Here is an 18,771-nt window from a genome sequence, read left to right on the forward strand (position 1 = left end):
CTTTGGTGCGGGTGTGGCCCATGGCCTCGATGGCGTCGTCGGCTTTGGTGCGGGTGTGGCCCATGGCCTCGATGGCGTCGTCGGCTTTGGTGCGGGTGTGGCCCATGGCCTCGATGGCGTCGTCGGCTTTGGTGCGGGTGTGGCCCATGGCCTCGATGGCGTCGTCGGCCTTGGTACGGGTGTCGCCGATGGCGGTGATGGCCTCGTCCGCGGCGATCCGGGTCCGGCCGACGGCGACGATGGCCTCGTCCGCGGCCAACCGGGTGTCGTCCAGACCGGTGATCGCCACGTCCGCCCGGTCGAGCAGCGTCTCGACGCGGGCAACCATCCCGGACGCCTGGTCCAGCAGTTGCTCCACGCGGCCGAGGACGCCGGCTGCCCGCGGCACCAGAGCGAGGGCGTCCGCCACGCCCTCGCGCAGACCGCCCACCGCGGCGAAGACGTCGGACGGGCCGGGAACGGAGGGCAGGCGCACCGTGTGGACGGTACGCAGTGCGCCGGTGGCCCACCATTCGGTTGCGCCCCTCGCCCCGATCGGGCCGCACGTCGGCGCAGCGGCGCCCGCGCGTCGGCGTGGCGATCGCAGATCCGCCCGTATCGTGGGACGACAGGCAGGGACATGCGGACGACGAAAAGGTGTCGACACCTGTGGGTGATCAGCCGAGGTGGGGCGACGCGGATGGCCGCGACGTCCCCGGTCGCACCCGCCGGGGGCGCGCCCCGGCCGACGGCGTCGCGGAGCCGGTGACCGTCGAGCAGCTCCTCGCCCGGCAGGGCAACGCCGTCGGTGGTCGACGGGCCGCTCGGCGGGGCTCTGCCCAGCCGTCGTCCTCCCGCGGTGACACCGCTGCCCCCGATGGCCGGCGGGAGGCGGCAGATCCGGCCCGAGGCGGCGACCAGCCGCGGCCGGCCGAGCGCGGTCCGCTCTCCGGGCCCGGCGCCGGCATCCCTCCGGCCGGCCCAGCGGACGCCCCCGCCGTCCGGTCCGGGCTCCCGCCGGTCCCCGGCGCCGCCCGGCCCGGCCGCGTCGCGGGGTCGCAGCCCGGCCTCCCGCCGGTCCCCGGCGCCGAGCCGGGGGTGTCACCGGCGGCCGGTGCGCAGCCAGGACTTCCCCCGGTCCCGTCCGCGCCGGACCGGTCGTCGGCGGCCGGGACACCGACGGCCTGGGCGCCCGACGAGCGGCCCTCCCGGCGCAGTGGACCCATCCCCCCGCTCCCCGGGCTGGCTCCGCCGCCGCGCCCGTCGGGCGCCACCCGCCGGCGGGCCGCTGACCGCCCCCCGCGCAGCCCGCGTCGCCGCCGCCTGATGCGTGCGGGAACGGCGCTGGCCGCGGTGGTGGGCGTGGTCGTCCTCTACCACCTGGCGCTGTACTTCTACGTCGACCAGAGCATCGACCGGGTCGACGCGCTCGCGGTCGACGGCCCCGAGGTCCTCGCCCCGGGTCTGCAGGACGCCGCCGAGACCTATCTGGTCGTCGGTACGGGCGTCCCCGGGCAGACCGGTGCGGCGTCGGTGGCCACCCTGGTCGTCTCGGTCTCGGCCGAGGGTGACCGCGCAGCGCTGGTCAGCGTGCCCCCCACGGCGCTCGTGGACACCCCGGTCTGCCGTACGCCCGACGGCACGCTGCGCGACCCGGTCACCGAGGCGTTCGCCAGCTCGCTGCTCCAGGGCGGGCCCGCGTGCACGGTGCGGGCGGTCCAGCAGCTGTCCGGCCTCCGGATCGACCACTACCTCGGCGTGGACCTCGCCGGCCTCCCCGGGATGGTCGACGCCCTGGGCGGTGTCCCCGTCTGCGTCATTCCCTCGACGACCACCGCTGCCGCGGCCACCCCGCCCCCGGCCGGGCCGTCCGAGCTGTCCGGCGCCGCGGCGTCGGGTTTCCTGGAGCCGGGGGACAGCGGGGTCGACGTCACCGGTGCGGCCGTCGCCGAACGCGCCCAGCGGCTGCTCACCTCCACCCTCCGGGCCGCGATGTCCGCGGACACGGTGCTCGACCCGGTCACCCTCACCCGCTTCCTCTCCCGGGCCGCGGATGCGCTGACGGTCGACGAGCAGACGACGCTGGGGGATCTGCGCGTCCTCGCTGCCACGCTCGGCGACCTCTCCGGTGACGCGGTCCAGCGCGCCGCGCTGCCGGTCGCCCAGGTCGGCTACGTGCCGGCCGGCACCGATGAGGCCTACGTGGTCCTCGATCGGCAGGGCACGCGCGCGCTCTTCGACGCGGTCATCGACGGCGCCCAGGTGCCGGCAGAGCTGCTGGCCACCCCGGAGGCGCCGGAGGCGGCCGCGCCCGAACCGGCGCCGGAGCAGGCCCCCGAGCCGGCGGCGCCCGAGCCGCTCACCGCGGCCCCCGGTGAGATCACCGTGGACGTGCTCAACGGCACGGCCACCACCGGGCTGGCCGCCACGGTCGCCGACGCGCTCCGGGGGCAGGGCTTCGCCGTGGGCGCGGTGGGCAACGAGCCGGGCACCGTGAACGAGAGCGTCGTCCGGTACGGGCCGGGTGCGCTGGAGCAGGCCCGCACCGTGGCCGCCGCGGTCCCCGGCGCCGTCATCGAGCCCAGCGATGCGATCGTCGACACGGTCCAGCTGGTCATCGGACCGGGCTACTCCACGGTCGTGCCCGTCGAGGTCGGTGCCCGGGAGCCGGTCCAGGCCGCGCCGGACACGGCGGCGGCCGCCCCCGAGCCGGAGGCGGCCGCCGTCACCTGCTAGTAGAAGGACCCTGGTGCCCCCCCACCGCTCGCAGGCTCGCGGCGGGGCCCTGCACCAGGGCCGTTCAGCCGAAGCGGCCGGAGATGTAGTCCTCGGTCGCCTTCTCGTCGGGGTTGCTGAAGATCTTCTCGGTCGGGTTGAACTCGATCAGCCGGCCGGGCTGCCCGACCCCGTTGAGGTTGAAGAAGCCGGTCTGCTCGCTGACCCGGGCCGCCTGCTGCATGTTGTGGGTCACGATGACGATCGTGAACCGCTCCTTGAGCTCGGTCATCAGGTCCTCGATGGCCAGCGTCGAGATCGGGTCCAGAGCCGAGCACGGCTCGTCCATGAGCAGCACGTCGGGCTCGACGGCGATGGCGCGGGCGATGCAGAGCCGCTGCTGCTGACCACCGGAGAGGCCCGAGCCGGGCCGGTCGAGGCGGTCCTTCACCTCTTCCCACAGGTTGGCTCCGCGCAGCGAGCGCTCGACGAGCTCGTCGGTCTCCGACTTCTTCATCTTCTTCGCGTTCAGGCGCATGCCGGCGGCGACGTTGTCGTAGATGGACATCGTCGGGAACGGGTTCGGCCGCTGGAACACCATGCCGATCTGCCGGCGGACCGTCACGGGGTCGGAGTCGGAGCCGTAGAGGTCCTGGCCGTCCATGACGACCTTGCCCTCGACGCGCGCACCGGGGATGACCTCGTGCATGCGGTTGAGCGCACGCAGGAACGTCGACTTGCCGCAGCCCGACGGCCCGATAAGCGCCGTGATGCTGCGCGGCTCGATGGAGACGTTCACGCCCTGCACGGCGAGGAACTTGCCGTAGTAGATGTCGAGATCCGACACCTCGATGCGCTTGGCCACGGGGGTGGTCCCTTCCTGGGTGGATGAAGCTCAGCGACTGGTCTTGGGGGCGAAGAAGCGGCTGATCAGGCGAGCGACCACGTTGAGGCCCATGACCAGCATGACGAGGACCAGGGCTGCCGTCCAGGCCCGGGCGATCGCGTGCTCGGGGGGCACACCCGGCTGGGTCAGCTGGTAGTAGGCGTAGACCGGCAGCGTGGCCATGCGGCCGTCGAACGGATCGAAGTTGGTGGCGTTGGTGATGCCGACGGTCACCAGGAGCGGAGCGGTCTCGCCGATCACGCGGGCGATGGCCAGCGTGATGCCGGTCCCGAGGCCGGCGATCGCCGTGGGGATGACGACCTTGAGGATCGTGCGCCACTTCGGCACGCCGAGGGCGTAGGCGGCCTCGCGCAGCTCGTTGGGCACCAGCTTCAGGACCTCCTCGGCCGACCGCACCACGACGGGGATCATCAGGACCGAGAGGGCCACGGCACCCATGATGCCGAGCCGGATCCCCGGGCCGAAGAAGATCACGAAGAGGGCGTAGGCGAAGAGGCCGGCGACGATCGACGGGATGCCGGTCATGACGTCGACGAAGAAGGTGATGGATCGCTTGAGCCGGCCGGAGCCGTACTCGACCAGGTAGATGGCGGTCATCAGGCCGATGGGCACCGAGATGAGCGTGGTCAGCGCGGTGATGATCAGCGTGCCCATGATCGCGTGGTAGGCGCCACCGCCCTCGCCGATGATGCCCTGGAGCGACGCGCCGAAGAACTCGCCGTCGAACCGCTCCGCGCCGCGGCGGATCACCTCGTAGGCGAGCGACACCAGGGGCACCATGGCGATCCCGAACGCCGTCACCACCAGGCACGTGACCAGCCGGTCGACGGCCCGCCGGGGGCCTTCGACGACGCGCGACGTCGCGTAGACGGCGATGGTGCCCAGGACGACGGTGTAGATGACCAGCAGGACGATGTTCGGGCTGGTCAGGAACCCGATGAGGGCCGCCAGCGCCAGGGCGGCGGCGAAGCAGGCCCACGGCGCCCACTGGGGGAGCCGGCCTTCCCCGCGCCGCTCGGGGGGCGTGCCCGGGGCGCTGACGCCCGTGCTGCGCTGCTGCATCGACGTGCTCATCAGTTGGCTCCGGAGAAGTCGGCCCGGCGGTTGACGATCCAGCGGGCGAGCATGTTGACCAGGAGCGTGATCACGAACAGCACCAGGCCACTGGCGATCAGCGTGTTGACACCGAGCCCGGTCTGCTCCGGGAACTGCAGCGCGATGTTCGCCGCGATGGTCTGCGGGTTGGCGCTGGAGATCAGGGCGAAGGTGATGCCGGCGGCCGAGCCGGAGAGGATGATGGCGACCGCCATGGTCTCGCCCAGTGCGCGTCCCAGGCCGAGCATGGCGCCACCGATGACGCCGCTCTTGCCGTAGGGGATGACCGCCATCTTGATCATCTCCCACCGGGTGGCCCCCAGGGCGAGCGCGGCCTCCGTGTGCAACGTGGGCACCTGGGTGAAGACCTCGCGGGAGATGGCGCTGACGATCGGCAGGATCATGACCGCCAGCACCAGGCCGATGGTGAGCATCGTCCGGCCTGTGGCCGAGACCGGGCCGGCGAACAGCGGGATGAAGCCGAGGTTCTCCTCGAGCCAGCGGTAGAAGGGGACCAGCCGCGGCGCCAGCCAGAAGATGCCCCAGAACCCGTAGACGATGCTCGGGATGGCGGCGAGGAGGTCGACGACGTAGCCGAGGACCTGGGCCAGCCGGCGCGGCGCGTAGTGGGTGATGAACAGCGCGATGCCGACCGCCAGCGGCGTGGCCACCAGCAGGGCGATCGCGGCGGACAGCAGCGTGCCGAAGATCAGCGGCCAGACGTAGGAGACCAGCCCGGCCTCGCCCGGGAGCTCCTCCGCCGGCGCGGTCAGCGCCGGGAGCGACTCGGCGAGGAGGAAGACGGTCACCCCGGCGAGGATGACGAGGATGAGGATCCCGGCGCCCTTGGCGCTGCCGGCGAAGATCCGGTCGCCGGGCCGTCGTACTGCCCGGGGAGCCGTCGGTTCCTGCGGGGGACTGCTGACTGTCACCGCTGCTCCGTCTGCTGCGCGTCGATGGGGTGCCCGTCGGGTGTGCCCGCCGGCGGCGGGCGGAGTGACGGCCCGGAGCGTCTCAGACGCTCCGGGCCGTCACTGATGGTGCCGGATCAGCCGGCGGCGGTGATCGCGTCGATCGCGGACTGGTTCTGCTCGCGCAGGGAGTCCGAGATCGGCGCCGACCCGGCGGCCTCGGCGGCGGCCTGCTGGCCCTCCTCGCTGATTACGTAGCCCATGAAGTCCTTGACCAGGTCAGCGGTCTCCTGGTCCTCGTACTCGATGCAGCCGACGTGGTAGCTGACCAGCACGATCGGGTAGTTGCCGGACTCCGTCGTGTCGCGGGCGAGCTCGATGGCGAAGTCGTACTCGCCGCGGCCCTCCAGCGTCTCGGAGTTCTCGACGACCGCGGCCGCGGCCTCGGCGGACGGCTCGACGAACTCGTCGCCCACCCCGATGTTGGCCACGCCGAGGCTGCCGGCCTGGCTCAGGTCGGCGTAGCCGATGGCGCCGTTGCCGGCGCCGACCGCGCTCACCACGCCCGAGGTGCCCTGGGCAGCCTCGCCGCCGGACACCGGCCAGACGCCGTCGGGCTCGTGCGGCCACGCGTCGGCCGCCGCGGCGGCCAGGTACTCGGTGAAGTTCTCCGTGGTGCCGGAGTCGTCGGCACGGTTGACCGGCGTGATCGGGAGGTCGGGCAGCGTCGCGTCGGGGTTGTCGGCGGCGATCGCCGGGTCGTTCCAGTTGGTGATCTGCTGGTTGAAGATCCCCGCGAGCGTCTCGGGGGAGAGGTTCAGCTCGTCGACGCCCTCGAGGTTGTAGACCACGGCGATCGGCGCGATGTAGTTGACCAGCTCGAACACCCCGGAGGTCCCGCAGCGCTCCTCGGCCTCGGCGAGCTCCTCCTCGTCCAGCGCGGCGTCCGAGCCGGCGAAGTCCGTACCGCCGGCGAGGAACTGCTCGCGGCCACCGCCCGAGCCGACCGGGTCGTAGTTGACGGTCACGTCCGGCTGGACGCTGTTGTACCCCGCGGTCCAACCCTGCATGGCCGCCTGCTGGCTGCTGGCGCCGGCGCCGACGAGCGTGCCGCTCAGCTCGCCGCCGCTGCCGGCGTCGCTACCCCCACCGGCGTTGCTCGACTCGTTGGACGCGCCGCAGGCGGCGAGCGCGAGGGTGCTGGCGAGCGCCACGGAGAGCGTGGTGGCGCGCGTCTTGGTGCTGAGCTTCAACTCAGGGCCTCTCAGGTTCGCCCGGACGTCTTCCGGGCAGCGTGGGACCGACGCGACCGAAGCTAGGGACCTCAGGTGGCGCGCTTACCGAGGGCAGGTGAACGCAGGGTGAACGACCGCAGAGGACTGAGATGATCATGGGTGGCCGGCGTCACGTCGGCCAGGGACGATGGTCCCTCAGGCGCTGCCTGCCGGGCAAGACCGGGTGCGGCTCGGGGCGTGTCCTCCCGGGTCGGTGTCACCAGGCGTCGCGGAGGTCGCCGTCAGGGGGGCGGTCGGCGCCCGGAGACGCCTCGCAGACTCCAGCCGGCTGACACGTCCGCGCCACCCCGGGGTCACGTCGACCGCCGACGGTGGGCCCGTGAGGAGCCATTCCGGCCGCGTCGAGATCCGCGGGGCGTGACCACGATGGTCGCCGTCCTGCTGCTGCTGGCGGCCGCGGTGCTGGCGGTCGCCGCGGGCGCGTCGATGGTCCACCAGGCGGGGGAGCCGCCGGTGGAGTCCGGCGACCCCGAACGCGAGTGCGGTCGCGCGGTGCGGGTCCTCGTCCTGGCGGCATCGGCCGTCGCCGCGGGGACCGCAGGGGCCGCCCTGGTGAGCACGGGCGAGGTGTCCGCCGGCGGCCTGGGACCGTTCGCCTTCCCCGCGGCCCTGGTGCTGACCCCGCTCGTCGCAGGGGTCTGCCGCGGCCGGCGGGGCGGTCGCGGTCGCCGGGGCGCCGGCGTCGGGCTGTAGCGCGGCGGTGTCCCGTCGGCGTCGCCTCAAGCGGCCGGCGGGATGTGCCGGCGCGGGACGGGGATCCCGGGCCGGCCGAGGGTGGAGCTCGACCGGGCGGGGCCGGGTGTGCTGCCGTCCGGCGATGGCAGGGGCCGGCCGGCACCACCGATCGCGTGCGCCGCGAGGGCCCTCCGGTCGTGCGTGGTCGCCTCCAGCGCGGGCAGCAGGTGCACTTCGACCACGAGGTCCCGCGTGGCGAGGACCCGTCGGATGCTGCTCCCCAGCGAGCCACCGACGCAGACGTGCCGGCCGGTGGGCCCCGCGGTGGCGGTGCGGTACCGGATCGACACGGGGCACACCGCCGCGCCGGCGTCCACGGCGGCCTGGAAGAAGACCGGGCGGAAGCCCAGGACCGGTCCGCTGCAGCTCGGTGCTCCCTCCGGGCGCACCGTGACGGATTCGCCGCGACGGAGTCGTGCAGCGACCTCCGCAGCCGCTGCCGCGACCGACTGCGGTCGCTCGGGCTCCACGACCACCACGCCGAGGCGCCGTGCCAGCCGGCCCACGAGCGCCCGGTCCCGCTCGCCGGCCTCGACCACCGGTGTCGCCCGCACGGCGACGAGCAGAGCGAGCCCGTCGAGCCAGGAGGCGTGGTTGCTCACGACGAGGTGGCCGGTCCGCGGGCGCGGCCAGGGCCGCGGCGGGTTCACGACCTCGACGCGGACCCCCAGCGCGGTGAGGATGCCGGCGGCGCTGCAGACGGCGGCCCGCCGCCGGCCGTTCCCGCCGGCGCCTGCCCGCAGCGGGACGCGGATCGCCGCGGCCAGCAGCGCCCCGACCAGGCGACACGACCGGCGCCGGCGGGTCGCCGCGTCGGCGCGAGGGCCGTCAGCCCACCCGCAGTGATCCGCCGGCGTCTGCAGCGGGCTCCGCTCCAGCGGCGACGTCACCGAGCGCTCCGGCCGAGCGGGCGCCTCGACGTCGACGGGCTCGTGCGGGGGCACCCGCAAGGCCAGGAGGGGAGGTGCCGGGCGCGGACTCCCCGGACGCCGGCGTCCACGGGGATCGACGCGCATCCGCGCCGGCGGGTCCGGGAGCGGCCGGGAGCGTCGGGCCGGCCGGCGTGGTCTGGGGCAAGGGGCACGACGACACGGTCGCGGGTCCGGGTGGATGTGCGGTGTCCGCGAGGCAGAGCCGGCGCGACGGCGGATCGAAGAGTCACGGGGGGGCGATGGACGACCCGGGACACGCGACTGCGCCCCGGCATCCGGGGAGATGCCGGGGCGCAGCCGGTGGACCGAGGCGTCAGCGTGCGTGCCGGAGCCCCGCGCAGGTACCGGGCGTCAGATCGCGCCCTTCTCCCAGGGGCCGCGGATGGCGAAGCTGACACCCGGGGTCTGGATGTTGACGAAGAGGACGTCGCCGTCCGGGCTGAAGCAGGCCCCGGCGAACTCGTTGTTCATGTCGTCCTCCGTGCCCTCGATGCTGTTGCGCGCGAAGTCGAAGATTTCGCCCCGCTCGTTGAGGGCGCGGACGTACTGCTCACCGCCGCCGTCCTCGCACAGGACCAGCCCGCCGCGGGGGCTGACGGTCAGGTTGTCCGGCGCGTCGAGCACCTCCGGGGACGGCGACTCGAAGAGCAGGATCAGCTGGCCGCCGGAGCGACCGCGCGGCCGGAACTCCCACACCTGGCCGGCGCCGACGTCACCGCCGCTGGTGGCGTTGAAGAAGATGCTGCCCCCGTCGTACCAGCAGCCCTCGAGACGGGCGAAGGCGGCGCCACCCTTGGCGAAGCCCTGGTTGAAGACCGACTCCGTGGTGATGTCGGCCGGGTCCGGGTCGTCGATGGTGACCCACTCGACCTGCATCGGCTGGCCCACGCGGTCGCTGTGGCCCTCGTACGTCTTCAGCTGGGGCTGACCCTTGACGGCGAGCATCTGGAGGGTGCCGCCCTCGGCCAGGTAGCCCGGCTTGTTGGGGAGGAAGCGGTAGAACCCGGAGGTGTTGCCGCTGTCCTCGGTCTCGTAGACGGTCCCGTTGGCCGGGTCGACGGCCACCGCCTCGTGCGCGAACCGGCCCATCTCCGGGAAGGGGCCGCGGCTCCGCTTCCGGTCGGGAGCGTTGGCCGGGACCTCGAAGATGTAGCCGTGGTTCTTCGTGAACCCGTTCTGGGTCCCGTTGACCGTCTCCTCGCAGCTCAGCCAGGAGCCCCAGGGCGTCGGGCCGCCGGCGCAGTTGACCGACGTGCCGTTGAGGCTGATGAAGCTGTCGACCAGCGTCAGCGAACGCGTGTCGAACGTCAGGGTCGTGGTCCCACCGGCGGCCATCGGGTCGTACGCCGACGCCGGGTCACCGATCAGGTCGCGGTCGTAGTCGCGGCCGGTGTAGTCCCCCGGCTCCTGCCCTGCGTCGATCGGCGAGTAGCCCTGCTCGTGGTTGCGGACCAGCTTGATGATGCCCCGGTAGCTCTGGGGCTCGGTGAACGTCGCCATGCCGTCGTGACGGCCGGGGGTGGGGTACCCGTCGGAGCCGACCGCGGCCGGCAGGCCGAGGGCGGCGGCGTACTCGGCGGCGTGGCCGAACGAGGCGTACTCGAAGCCGGCCGGCAGGTTCAGCAGGGTCCGCCCGGTGGTCCGGTCCTTCGTGGGCTGCAGCGGGCCGTAGCCGCCGTTGTCGGGGGCCTTCAGCTGCTGGCCGCGAGCGCCGGGGGCGGCGAGCGCGCCGTGCGCCCCCAGGAGCTGGGTGCCGCTGGCCAGCATCGTGCCGGCGGTGACCGCTGCGCCGCGCTGCAGGAACTTGCGTCGATCGAACGAGATGGTCATGAACCGTGTCTCCTCGGAGTGGGTCCGCGGGGCCGGTGCAACCCCAGGGCCTGTCGGACGCTAGGCACGCCATGAGGCGCTCGGACGGCCCGCGGGCGAACCCTCGGACAACGGTCGGGGCGTCGAGTTCACCCGGCGGCGAGCCGGCCGACCGCGCGTTCTCCTGCGGCGCCGGCCTCCGCGCGCGCGGGACTCGGGAGCCCTCTGCACCGGCTCTCCCGGGGTCGGCGGCTGTTCCCCCGGAGTTCACGCCGACGCGGTCCCGTGCCGCATAGCGTCCACGGTCATGACCCACCTGCTGGCGACGAGCCCCGGCGCGACCCCCACGCCCGTCCGGGCCTGTCCTCCCGGAACCGGGGATCTCCTCACCTCGCTGACCGCCCGGACCGGCGGCAGCGGTGGTCCCCGCGTGCTGGTGGCCTTCGCCAGCCGGCACGGGTCGACCAGGGAGATCGCCGCCGAGATGGCCCGGGGGTTGTCCGCATCGCCTGCGGGACGCAGCGGTCGGTTGTCCGCGACCCTGGCCCCGGTGGAGCTGCTGCCCGACCCGGCCGACTTCGACGCCGTCGTGCTCGGCAGCGCCGTCTACTCGGGCCGCTGGCTGGAGCCGGCCCGGCGCTACGTCGAGGCCGTCGCCCCGGAGCTGCTCCGCCGCCCGACGTGGCTGTTCTCCAGCGGACTGGGCGCCAGCCACCCGGGGTGCTCCGACGGTGGCGACGGGGACGCGCGCTCCTTCGGTGACCGCATCGGGGCCCGCGGTCACCGCCTGTTCAGCGGCCGGCTGGAGCGGCGGCTGCTCTCGGCCGCCGAACGGAGCGTCTGGCCGACCGGCGGCGCGGGAGGCGATCTCCGGAACTGGGGAGCCGTCCGGAGCTGGGCGGGGGAGATCGCCACCGAGGCCGCCGTCGGGCACGCGGTCCCCGCCCTGGGCTGAGTCCTGTCCGCTGATCGATCCTGAGGGGAGCGCCGGTGTTCAGCTCCATCGGGTGGGGCGAGATCGTCGTCCTCGGCCTGGCCGCGCTGTTCATCTTCGGCCCGGAGCGGCTGCCGGACCTGGCGAAGGACGCCGCCGGCGGCCTGAAGCGGGTGCGGGGTGCGGTGACCGGTGTGCGCGGACAGCTGCACGACACCCTCGGCGGGGACTTCGAACACCTCCGCGACGTCGACCTCCGCCGCTACCACCCGAAGACCTTCCTCCGGGACCACCTCCTCGGGGAGGACGACGACCAGTCGGCGTACCGCGGTGACCCGGCCCGTCGGGGTTCCGCCACGTCGTCCTGAGCGCTCCCGCCCCGTAGCCGCCGAACGGCCTCAGGAGCGCTGCGACTCCCGGTGCCACGCGACGTCGACGGCGAACCGGCGGAACCCCCGCCCCTCGTACAAGCGCACCGCCGCCGCGTTGTCCTCCTCGACGTACAGCAGCACCTCCTCGAGGCCCTGCCGGCGCAGGTGTGCCAGACCCAGATCGGTGAGTGCCCGGCCGAGCCTCAGCCCCTGGGCCGCCGGGTCGACGCCGAGCACGTAGATCTCTCCGACCGGCTCGGGACCGGCGTCCCCGGCCGGGTGCACCTTGGTCCAGTGGAAGCCGAGCAGCTCGCCGGCTCCCGGATCCCCCCGCCAGGCCATCAGGAAGCCCTCCGGGTCGAACCACGGCTCGGCCTCGCGCAGCTCGAGGTCCGCGCGCGTCATCCGGCCCTGCTCCGGGTGCCAGGCGAAGGCGCGGGCGTTCACCCCCAGCCACGCCTCCTCGTCGCGGCCGGGGACGAACGGCACCACCCGGACGTCGGCGGGCAGCTCGGGTCGCGGCTCGGGGTCGATGCCGGCCAGGTCCCGCCGCATCTGCAGCAGGACCCGTGCCCGCCGGAACCCGTGCGGAGCGAGCAGCTCGGCGGATCCGGGCAGGTCGCCGTGCGCCCAGACGTTCAGCGGCCGGTCGCCGGCGACGTCCAGGAGGCGGCGCAGCAGCGCGGTGCCGTGGCCACGCCGTCTCCGCTCGGGGTGCACCACCAGCTCGGCGGTGTCGCCGTCGAGGCGGGCGTAGCCGGCCAGGGCGCCGTCCTCGTCGTGGACGGTGAGGTCGTGCCCACCGGGGGACCCGTGGCGGAGCCGCAGCTCGCCCTCCTCGGAGACGGGGCGGACCCCGTCCGCGGCGCCGGCGGCGCGGAGCAGGGCGAGGACGCCGGCGACGTCGGGATCGTCGATCACCGGGCCATCAGACCAGTTCGGCGCCGGCCCTGTCCTCGGCGGTCGCGGCGCGGCCCTCCGCGGCGGCCCGGGCGGTGGCGTCGGCCACCTGCTGGTCCAGCTTGTAGCCGACGTTGCGCACGGTGCCGATCAGCGCCTCGTGCTCGGTGCCGAGCTTGGCCCGCAGCCGGCGCACGTGGACGTCGACGGTGCGGGTGCCGCCGAAGTAGTCGTAACCCCAGATCTCCTGGAGCAGCTGCGCGCGGGAGAAGACCCGCCCCGGGTGCTGCGCCAGGTACTTCAGCAGCTCGAACTCCTTGTAGGTGAGGTCGAGCGGGCGGCCACGCAGCTTCGCCGAGTAGCTGTGCTCGTCGATCACCAGCTCACCGGCCTGGGTGACCCCGCCGTCGGCGCCGTCGGCCGGGGTGGTCGCGGCCAGCCGCCGGGCGGTCGCCCACTTCAGCCGGGCGTCGACCTCCGCCGGGCCGGCGGTGTCCAGGAGGACGTCGTCGACGCCCCAGTCCGCGGACAGGGCGACCAACCCGCCCTCGGAGAGCACCGCGACCAGCGCCGAGGCCACCCCGGTGGAGGACAGCAGCCCGCACAGGGTGCGCGCCTGGATGAGGTCGTACCGGGCGTCGACCAGGACCACGTCGCCGGAGTCGCCGTCGAGGAGGCTGGAGAGCTCGGGCGCCACGACGCGGACCTGGTGGCCGAGCAGCCCCAGGGCGGGCAGCACCTCGGTCGTGGCCTGACGTGCGGCGGTCATGAGCACGAGTCGCATGTCGTCTCCTCCGGGGTCCGGGGCCGGCGGGCGCCGACCGGACCTGCGACAACGCTGTCGAGGTGAGCCAGCAGGATAGCGGACGTGCCTGCCGGACAGCCCCAGCTGCCGCGGAGGCGGCCGGTCGAAGTGCCGCCCGCAGGCCCACCGCCACCGCACGGGTGGTCCCGGGGCCCGGACACGCCGAGAGCGGAGCGAGCGCTCCGCTCGTCGGGCGGATCGGGCGTCGGGCTTCTGAGACGATCGGCGCGTGAGCCCCACCGCGGTCCCGTCGACGACACCGGCCCGACCGCACCACCTGTCGGCCGCGGGGCTCGCCGTCGTCGCGGCGGGCCTGCTCGCCGGCCTCCCGGCGGCGGTCGGCGAGGTGGGCGCGCTCGCCGCCGTGCTCGTGCTGCAGCTGGCGCTGGTCCTCTCCTGGGTGCTCGCCACCGGGATGCAGGGCTTCGCGGCCTCGCTCGCCGTCGGCACGGCCGCCGCCGTGGCGGCGGACCTCGCGCTGGCGCTGCCCGAGGACCCGGGTCCGGGCGGTCTGCTGGCCGTGCTCGGCATCGGCTTCCTCGCCGCCGTCCTGCAGCAGATGCTGCGCTCGCCACGGCACGACCTGGTCGACTCGCTGGCCGGGTCGGCCGTGCTGATCACCGCCGTCGGCGCACTCGCGGTGCTCCTCCCGCTGGGCCGGGCCGACGACGGCCGCCTGGCCACGACCGCCCTGGTGGCCGGGGTCGCGCTCCTGGTCGGCCACCTGGTCGACCAGGTGCTGCCGCGGCCGCAGCTCGCCCCCGGCGTCCCCCGTGGTTTGCTCGGCATCGTCCTCGCGGTGCTCGCGGGCGCGGGCACGGCCTGGGCCGTCCGCGACCTGGCCGAGCTCGGTGCGCTGCGCGCACCGGCCGTCGGTGCCGTCGTCGCCGGGGTGGTGGCGCTGGTGGCCGTGGCCGGCAGCTACCTCGCCGTCGAGACGACCAGCGAGGGCCAGGCGGAGGCGCTCTCCCCGTGGGCACCGACCGTGGTGCAGGTCGTGCTGCCCTTCGCCGCCTGCGCCCCGGTGGCCCTGGCCCTGCTGACCGTCCTGTGAAGGTCGTCGCCGTCCTCCTGGTCCTGCTCCTCGGCGTCGGCGTCCTGCTCGACCGGGTCGCGGTGGGCTTCGCCGAGGACCGGGTCGCCGAGCAGCTGGCGAGCCAGGACGAGCTGGCCGGCCGCCCGGAGGTCGACGTCCGCGGGTTCCCGTTCCTCACCCAGGCCGTCGGCGGGCGCTACGAGGAGGTCCACGTCTCGCTGACCGCGGAAGACCTGGGCCAGCCCGAGGGCACCCGCGCCGACGTCACCCTCCGCGGTGTGCACCTGCCCCTGTCCGAGCTGCGGTCGGGGACGGTGCAGGAGGTGCCCGTCGAGCGCATCGACGGGACGGCGACGCTCTCCTACGAGCTGCTCGCCCGGGAGCTCGGCGGGGACACCACGCTGGAGCGCGAGGGCGAGGGGCTCCGGATCACCCGGACGGTCGAGCTGCTCGGCCGCACGCTGCCGCTCACCGCAGCCGGCACCGTCTCGGTCGACGGGGACGAGCTCGTCGTCGACGTCGACCGCGTCGCCGGTGCCGGCGTCGAGGTGCCCCGTTCCCTCGTCGGCCGGGTCACCGAGCTGCTCGACCTCCGGTACCCCGTGGAGCTGCCCTACGGGCTCCGGCTCACGGACGTGACCCCCGCGGAGGACGGCGTCGAGGTGCGCGCGGTGGCCGAGGACACGGTTCTCCGGCCGGAATAGCGCCCTGGTGGCCCCGGTTCGTGCCAGCCGGTGCCCGGAGCGGAGGTGGATGCGGTGGACACGACTGCGGTGTTCGGACGGCTCGGCGTGCGACCGGCCGAGGCGGACCTGACCGTGGTGCAGTTCTCCACCGCGTTCTGCGGGCCGTGTCGGGCGACCAGGGCGCGGCTGGCCCGGCTGGAGGCGACCCGACCCGGCCTCGTCACGGTGCACGTCGACGCGGAGAGCCACCTGGACGAGGTGCGTGAGCTCGGCGTCCGGCGGACGCCCACGCTCTTCTACCTCGACCGGGCCGGAGCGCTCGTGGGGCGCAGCACCGGCGCACCCCGGCCGGAGGAACTCCTCGCACTGGTGGACGCCCACGTGGGCGGGGCGCGGTGATCGGCTACCCTCGCGCCGTGGGCATCCTGCTGACCTCGCGCCGCACAGTCGACCTGTGCCGCGTCGGCAGCTGCCTGTGTCCCGCCCTCTGAGGGCGGCACCGCGCCGTCCAGACGCGCTCTCCGCGCCGTCGGGATGCCCCTCTCTCCCGTGAGTTCCGCGGTCCGAGCGATCAGCGTCGTCCCTGCAGCACCAGACCGACCGACCGCACACCGATCATCCGGAGGACCACCACCATGAGCCGCAACGACGTGCTCGTCACCGTCGACTGGGTCCAGGAGCACCTGGGCCAGCCCGGCATCGTCCTCGTCGAGGTCGACGAGGACACCAGCGCCTACGACGGCGGCCACATCGAGGGCGCCGTCAAGCTGGACTGGAAGAAGGACCTGCAGGACCCGCTGCGCCGCGACTTCCTGGACAAGAGCGCCTTCGAGGAGCTCATGTCGGCCCGGGGGATCGGCAACGACGACACCGTCGTGCTCTACGGCGGCAACAACAACTGGTTCGCCGCCTACGCCTACTGGTACTTCAAGATCTACGGCCACTCCGACGTGAAGCTGATGGACGGCGGCCGGAAGAAGTGGGAGCTGGACGGGCGCCCGCTGTCCAAGGACGCTCCGCAGCGCCCGGCCACGCAGTACCGGGCGAGCGAGCCGGACCTCTCGATCCGCGCGTTCCGCGACGAGGTCGTGGCCTCCATCGGCAGCAAGAACATCGTCGACGTCCGCTCGCCCGACGAGTTCTCCGGCAAGATCCTCGCGCCCGCGCACCTGCCGCAGGAGCAGTCGCAGAAGGCCGGCCACGTGCCCACGGCGATCAACATCCCGTGGAGCAAGGCCGCCAACGAGGACGGCACCTTCAAGTCCGACGAGGAGCTGGCCAAGCTCTACGCCGAGCAGGGCTTCGACGACAGCCGGGAGACGATCGCCTACTGCCGCATCGGCGAGCGCTCGAGCCACACCTGGTTCGTCCTGCGGGAGCTGCTCGGCAAGAAGAACGTCAAGAACTACGACGGCAGCTGGGTGGAGTACGGCTCCCTCGTCGGCGTCCCGATCGAGAAGTGAGCTGACATGTGCGGAGCGCCGAAGCAGGGCGGTTCCCTCGACGGGATCGACCTGAGCACGCAGACGGTCATCCAGGGTTCGGTGTGGCACGACGGCGCCCCGGTGGCCGGGGCATACGTCCGGCTGCTGGACTCGACCGACGAGTTCACCGCCGAGGTGGTCACCAGCCCCGAGGGTGAGTTCCGGTTCTTCGCCGCCCCCGGGCCGTGGAAGCTGCGCGCCCTGGCCGCGGTCGGCAAGGGAGAGCGCGAGCTCGCCGCCGAGGTGGGGCTGAACGAGACCACGGTCCCGATCGCCTGACGCGGTGGTGTCCGACGGCCCGTCTCCCTCCGGGGGACGGGCCGTCGGTGTTCCCGGGGCGCCGCACCCGGGGCCGCCCTCAGGCGAGACCCGGCGGCACCCGGCGCGGACCGGCCTCGGCCGGCCGGGGCCGGTCCTCGGGGAAGGCGCGGACGGCCACGATGGCGACGTCGTCGGCCCCGGCGTCGGGCACCAGCCGGGTGAGGACGGTGTCCAGCAGCTCTTCCAAGTGGGTGCGGCCGAGGTCGCGCAGCGCCTCGCGCAGCCGCTCCAGGCCCTCGTCCAGGTCGATGTCGCGGCGCTCGACGAGCCCGTCGGTGACCAGCAGCAGGGTGCACCCGTCGAGCAGGTCGGCGGTCTGGTCGCCGCGGGGCGCACCGGGGTCGATCCCGAGCATCAGCTCCGGGGTGCTGGTGAGCAGCGTGGTGGTGCCGTCGGGGGCCAGCAGGATCGGCGGCAGGTGCCCGGCGTTGCTCCAGCGCAGCAGCCGCCGGCCGGCGACGGGCTCCTCGGGATGCCGCTCGATGCGCGCCAGCACGGCGGTGGCCAGCGAGGAGACCGCCAGCCCCCGCGCCGCGTGCTCGACCCGGGTGAGGGTCGCCGCCGGGCCGTCCTCCTCGGCGTAGGCCAGCGCCCGCAGCAGGCCGCGGAGCTGACCCATGGCCGCGGCCGCGTTGCTGTCGTGGCCGACGACGTCGCCGATCACCAGCATGGTGGCCCCGTCGGGCTGGAGGAACGCGTCGTACCAGTCGCCGCCCACCTGCGCCTCGTGCGCCGCGGGGCGGTAGCGCACGGCGATCTGCAGGTGGTCGGGCTCCGGCGGCGGGGTGAGCAGGGACTGCTGCAGCCGGTCGGACAGGGCGCGGTCCGCGGCGGCCCGGGCGGCCAGGGCCTCCAGCTCCGCGGCCTGGCGCTGGGCGGCCAGCCGGTCGGTGAGGTCGCGGAAGGAGACCACCACGCCGGTGAGCTCGTCGTCCTCCACGGTGGGCACGACGACCATCTCGACCGGGATCGGGGTGCCGTCGCTGCGCCAGAACGTCTCCTGGTCGGCGACGACGGTGCGGCCGGTGCGCAGGGCCCGCCAGACCGGGCACTCCTCGCGCGGGTAGGGCGAGCCGTCCGGGCGCGTGCCGTGGATGAGGGCGTGCTGGTCCTTGCCGAGCTGCTCGCCGGGCGGGTAGCCGGTGAGCCGGGCCGCGGCGGGGTTGAGGAACTCGACCCGGCCGTCGACGTCGAGGCCGTAGATGCCGTCGGCGACGTTGGCCAGCACCCGCTCGGTGATCGCGAGCGCCCGGGTGAGCTTGGCCTCGGTCTCCTGCAGCACCTCGAGGTCCCGGGCGCGCGCGGTGGCGACCTGGCGCAGCGTGGTCGCCTCGGCACCGGCCGCGCGCGCCTCGGCGGTGAGGCGTTCGTTCTCCAGCCGCTCGGTGACGTCCAGGCCGGTGACCAGCAGGTACTCGTCCTGCGTGCCCTCGCTCACCAGTTGCAGGGTCAGGTCGGCGACCCGCCGCGTCCCGTCGGCCAGGAAGAAGCCGGTGGCCGCACGCACCGGCTCGCCACCGGTGGCCACCTGCTGGCACCAGGCGGTGACCCGGGCGCGGGCCTCGGGGTCGCCGGCCCACCAGCCGACGTCCCACAGCAGCCGGCCCAGCTGGTCGCGGCGGTCGAAGCCGCAGTCCTCCAGCGCCAGCCGGTTGGCGGTGAGCAGCGTGCCCCCCGTGTCGCAGACCGCGGCGAGCAGCAGCGAGGAGTCCTGCAGCACCGAGAACCACGACGGCGTCCCGGGCAGCGACTCCTCGCCCGTGATCTGCGCCGCGCTGCGGCCGGCCTGGGCCATCCCGATGTCCGCTCCTCCCACTGTCTCCCGCGTGCGCGGGGCCGGTCCAGCCTGCCGTACG

The 18,771-nt window shown here is 74.2% G+C and carries 18 protein-coding genes and 1 pseudogene; 9 read left to right on the forward strand and 10 right to left on the reverse strand.

Going from position 1 to position 18,771, the window contains the following annotated elements; all coding sequences use genetic code 11:
• A pseudogene (locus ACI79K_RS09355) lies at nt 1–475 on the reverse strand (hypothetical protein); the annotation flags it as partial.
• A gap of 830 nt (nt 476–1,305) precedes the next feature.
• Between ACI79K_RS09355 and ACI79K_RS09360 the strand changes: the two are divergent.
• Nucleotides 1,306–2,715: an LCP family protein gene (locus ACI79K_RS09360; protein ID WP_456599567.1), complete on the forward strand. Its 1,410-nt coding sequence runs from the start codon at nt 1,306–1,308 to the stop codon at nt 2,713–2,715.
• A 64-nt stretch (nt 2,716–2,779) separates the two neighbouring features.
• On the opposite strand, the gene pstB is transcribed toward ACI79K_RS09360, so the two are convergent.
• The 4 genes from pstB to pstS all read right to left on the reverse strand — a co-directional run bounded on the left by pstB (nt 2,780) and on the right by pstS (nt 6,860).
• Nucleotides 2,780–3,559 carry a phosphate ABC transporter ATP-binding protein PstB gene (gene pstB, locus ACI79K_RS09365; RefSeq protein ID WP_456589194.1) on the reverse strand — a complete coding sequence of 260 codons (780 nt, stop codon included), beginning with the start codon at nt 3,557–3,559 and terminating at the stop codon, nt 2,780–2,782.
• Nucleotides 3,560–3,589: 30 nt separating this feature from the next.
• A complete protein-coding gene (gene pstA, locus ACI79K_RS09370) occupies nt 3,590–4,675 on the reverse strand; it encodes a phosphate ABC transporter permease PstA (protein ID WP_456599568.1) in 1,086 nt (361 codons plus the stop codon).
• Nucleotides 4,675–5,628: a phosphate ABC transporter permease subunit PstC gene (gene pstC / locus ACI79K_RS09375; RefSeq protein ID WP_456599569.1), complete on the reverse strand. Its 954-nt coding sequence runs from the start codon at nt 5,626–5,628 to the stop codon at nt 4,675–4,677. The genes pstA and pstC overlap by 1 nt, the downstream gene beginning before the upstream one ends.
• A 116-nt stretch (nt 5,629–5,744) precedes the next feature.
• Nucleotides 5,745–6,860, reverse strand: a complete 1,116-nt coding sequence (gene pstS / locus ACI79K_RS09380; protein ID WP_456599570.1) for a phosphate ABC transporter substrate-binding protein PstS — start codon at nt 6,858–6,860, stop codon at nt 5,745–5,747.
• A 399-nt stretch (nt 6,861–7,259) separates the two neighbouring features.
• Here pstS and ACI79K_RS09385 point away from each other — a divergent pair, with 399 nt between their 5' ends.
• Nucleotides 7,260–7,595, forward strand: coding sequence for a hypothetical protein (locus tag ACI79K_RS09385; protein ID WP_456589190.1), 336 nt, complete (start codon nt 7,260–7,262; stop codon nt 7,593–7,595).
• A gap of 26 nt (nt 7,596–7,621) precedes the next feature.
• On the opposite strand, the gene ACI79K_RS09390 is transcribed toward ACI79K_RS09385, so the two are convergent.
• Both ACI79K_RS09390 and ACI79K_RS09395 read right to left on the reverse strand, forming a co-directional pair.
• Nucleotides 7,622–8,581, reverse strand: coding sequence for a lysophospholipid acyltransferase family protein (locus ACI79K_RS09390; protein ID WP_456599618.1), 960 nt, complete (start codon nt 8,579–8,581; stop codon nt 7,622–7,624).
• A gap of 339 nt (nt 8,582–8,920) precedes the next feature.
• On the reverse strand, nt 8,921–10,399 hold the full coding sequence (locus ACI79K_RS09395) for a PhoX family protein (protein ID WP_456589189.1): 1,479 nt from the start codon (nt 10,397–10,399) through the stop codon (nt 8,921–8,923).
• A gap of 286 nt (nt 10,400–10,685) precedes the next feature.
• Here ACI79K_RS09395 and ACI79K_RS09400 point away from each other — a divergent pair, with 286 nt between their 5' ends.
• A complete protein-coding gene (locus ACI79K_RS09400) occupies nt 10,686–11,333 on the forward strand; it encodes a flavodoxin domain-containing protein (protein ID WP_456599571.1) in 648 nt (215 codons plus the stop codon).
• 35 nt (nt 11,334–11,368) lie between these two features.
• Nucleotides 11,369–11,680, forward strand: coding sequence for a twin-arginine translocase TatA/TatE family subunit (locus ACI79K_RS09405; protein ID WP_456589187.1), 312 nt, complete (start codon nt 11,369–11,371; stop codon nt 11,678–11,680).
• Nucleotides 11,681–11,710: 30 nt separating this feature from the next.
• Here the strand turns inward: ACI79K_RS09405 and mshD are convergent, their stop codons facing one another.
• Complete coding sequence (gene mshD, locus ACI79K_RS09410) at nt 11,711–12,604, reverse strand: mycothiol synthase (RefSeq protein ID WP_456599572.1); 894 nt, start codon at nt 12,602–12,604, stop codon at nt 11,711–11,713.
• Between the two features lie 7 nt (nt 12,605–12,611).
• Nucleotides 12,612–13,367: a winged helix-turn-helix transcriptional regulator gene (locus tag ACI79K_RS09415; RefSeq protein WP_456589185.1), complete on the reverse strand. Its 756-nt coding sequence runs from the start codon at nt 13,365–13,367 to the stop codon at nt 12,612–12,614.
• 250 nt (nt 13,368–13,617) lie between these two features.
• Between ACI79K_RS09415 and ACI79K_RS09420 the strand changes: the two genes are divergently transcribed.
• From ACI79K_RS09420 to ACI79K_RS09440, 5 genes are all read left to right on the forward strand, one after another.
• Nucleotides 13,618–14,442 (forward strand): hypothetical protein, encoded by an 825-nt coding sequence (locus ACI79K_RS09420; protein ID WP_456589184.1) that lies wholly within the window; start codon nt 13,618–13,620, stop codon nt 14,440–14,442.
• Nucleotides 14,439–15,128 (forward strand): LmeA family phospholipid-binding protein, encoded by a 690-nt coding sequence (locus ACI79K_RS09425; protein ID WP_456589183.1) that lies wholly within the window; start codon nt 14,439–14,441, stop codon nt 15,126–15,128. The genes ACI79K_RS09420 and ACI79K_RS09425 overlap by 4 nt, the downstream gene beginning before the upstream one ends.
• A gap of 54 nt (nt 15,129–15,182) precedes the next feature.
• The gene (locus ACI79K_RS09430) at nt 15,183–15,509 is read left to right on the forward strand and encodes a thioredoxin family protein (protein WP_456589182.1); all 327 of its coding nucleotides are present in this window, start codon (nt 15,183–15,185) and stop codon (nt 15,507–15,509) included.
• A 236-nt stretch (nt 15,510–15,745) separates the two neighbouring features.
• Nucleotides 15,746–16,573 carry a sulfurtransferase gene (locus ACI79K_RS09435; RefSeq protein ID WP_456589181.1) on the forward strand — a complete coding sequence of 276 codons (828 nt, stop codon included), beginning with the start codon at nt 15,746–15,748 and terminating at the stop codon, nt 16,571–16,573.
• Between the two features lie 6 nt (nt 16,574–16,579).
• Nucleotides 16,580–16,873, forward strand: a complete 294-nt coding sequence (locus ACI79K_RS09440) for a DUF1416 domain-containing protein (protein ID WP_456589180.1) — start codon at nt 16,580–16,582, stop codon at nt 16,871–16,873.
• A 79-nt stretch (nt 16,874–16,952) separates the two neighbouring features.
• Here ACI79K_RS09440 and ACI79K_RS09445 read toward each other — a convergent pair whose 3' ends face one another.
• A complete protein-coding gene (locus ACI79K_RS09445; protein WP_456589179.1) occupies nt 16,953–18,710 on the reverse strand; it encodes a SpoIIE family protein phosphatase in 1,758 nt (585 codons plus the stop codon).
• Between the last annotated feature and the right edge of the window lie 61 nt (nt 18,711–18,771).

Source organism: Blastococcus sp. SYSU DS0616 (genome assembly GCF_054051015.1).

Coding starts and splice junctions, on each gene's coding strand:
- ACI79K_RS09360 (WP_456599567.1), top strand. CDS start 1,306: ATGCGTGCGGGAACGGCGCTGGCCGCGGTGGTGGGCGTGGTCGTCCTC.
- pstA (WP_456599568.1), bottom strand. CDS start 4,675: ATGAGCACGTCGATGCAGCAGCGCAGCACGGGCGTCAGCGCCCCGGGC.
- ACI79K_RS09395 (WP_456589189.1), bottom strand. CDS start 10,399: ATGACCATCTCGTTCGATCGACGCAAGTTCCTGCAGCGCGGCGCAGCG.
- ACI79K_RS09400 (WP_456599571.1), top strand. CDS start 10,686: ATGACCCACCTGCTGGCGACGAGCCCCGGCGCGACCCCCACGCCCGTC.
- ACI79K_RS09415 (WP_456589185.1), bottom strand. CDS start 13,367: ATGCGACTCGTGCTCATGACCGCCGCACGTCAGGCCACGACCGAGGTG.
- ACI79K_RS09435 (WP_456589181.1), top strand. CDS start 15,746: ATGAGCCGCAACGACGTGCTCGTCACCGTCGACTGGGTCCAGGAGCAC.
- ACI79K_RS09440 (WP_456589180.1), top strand. CDS start 16,580: ATGTGCGGAGCGCCGAAGCAGGGCGGTTCCCTCGACGGGATCGACCTG.
- ACI79K_RS09445 (WP_456589179.1), bottom strand. CDS start 18,710: ATGGCCCAGGCCGGCCGCAGCGCGGCGCAGATCACGGGCGAGGAGTCG.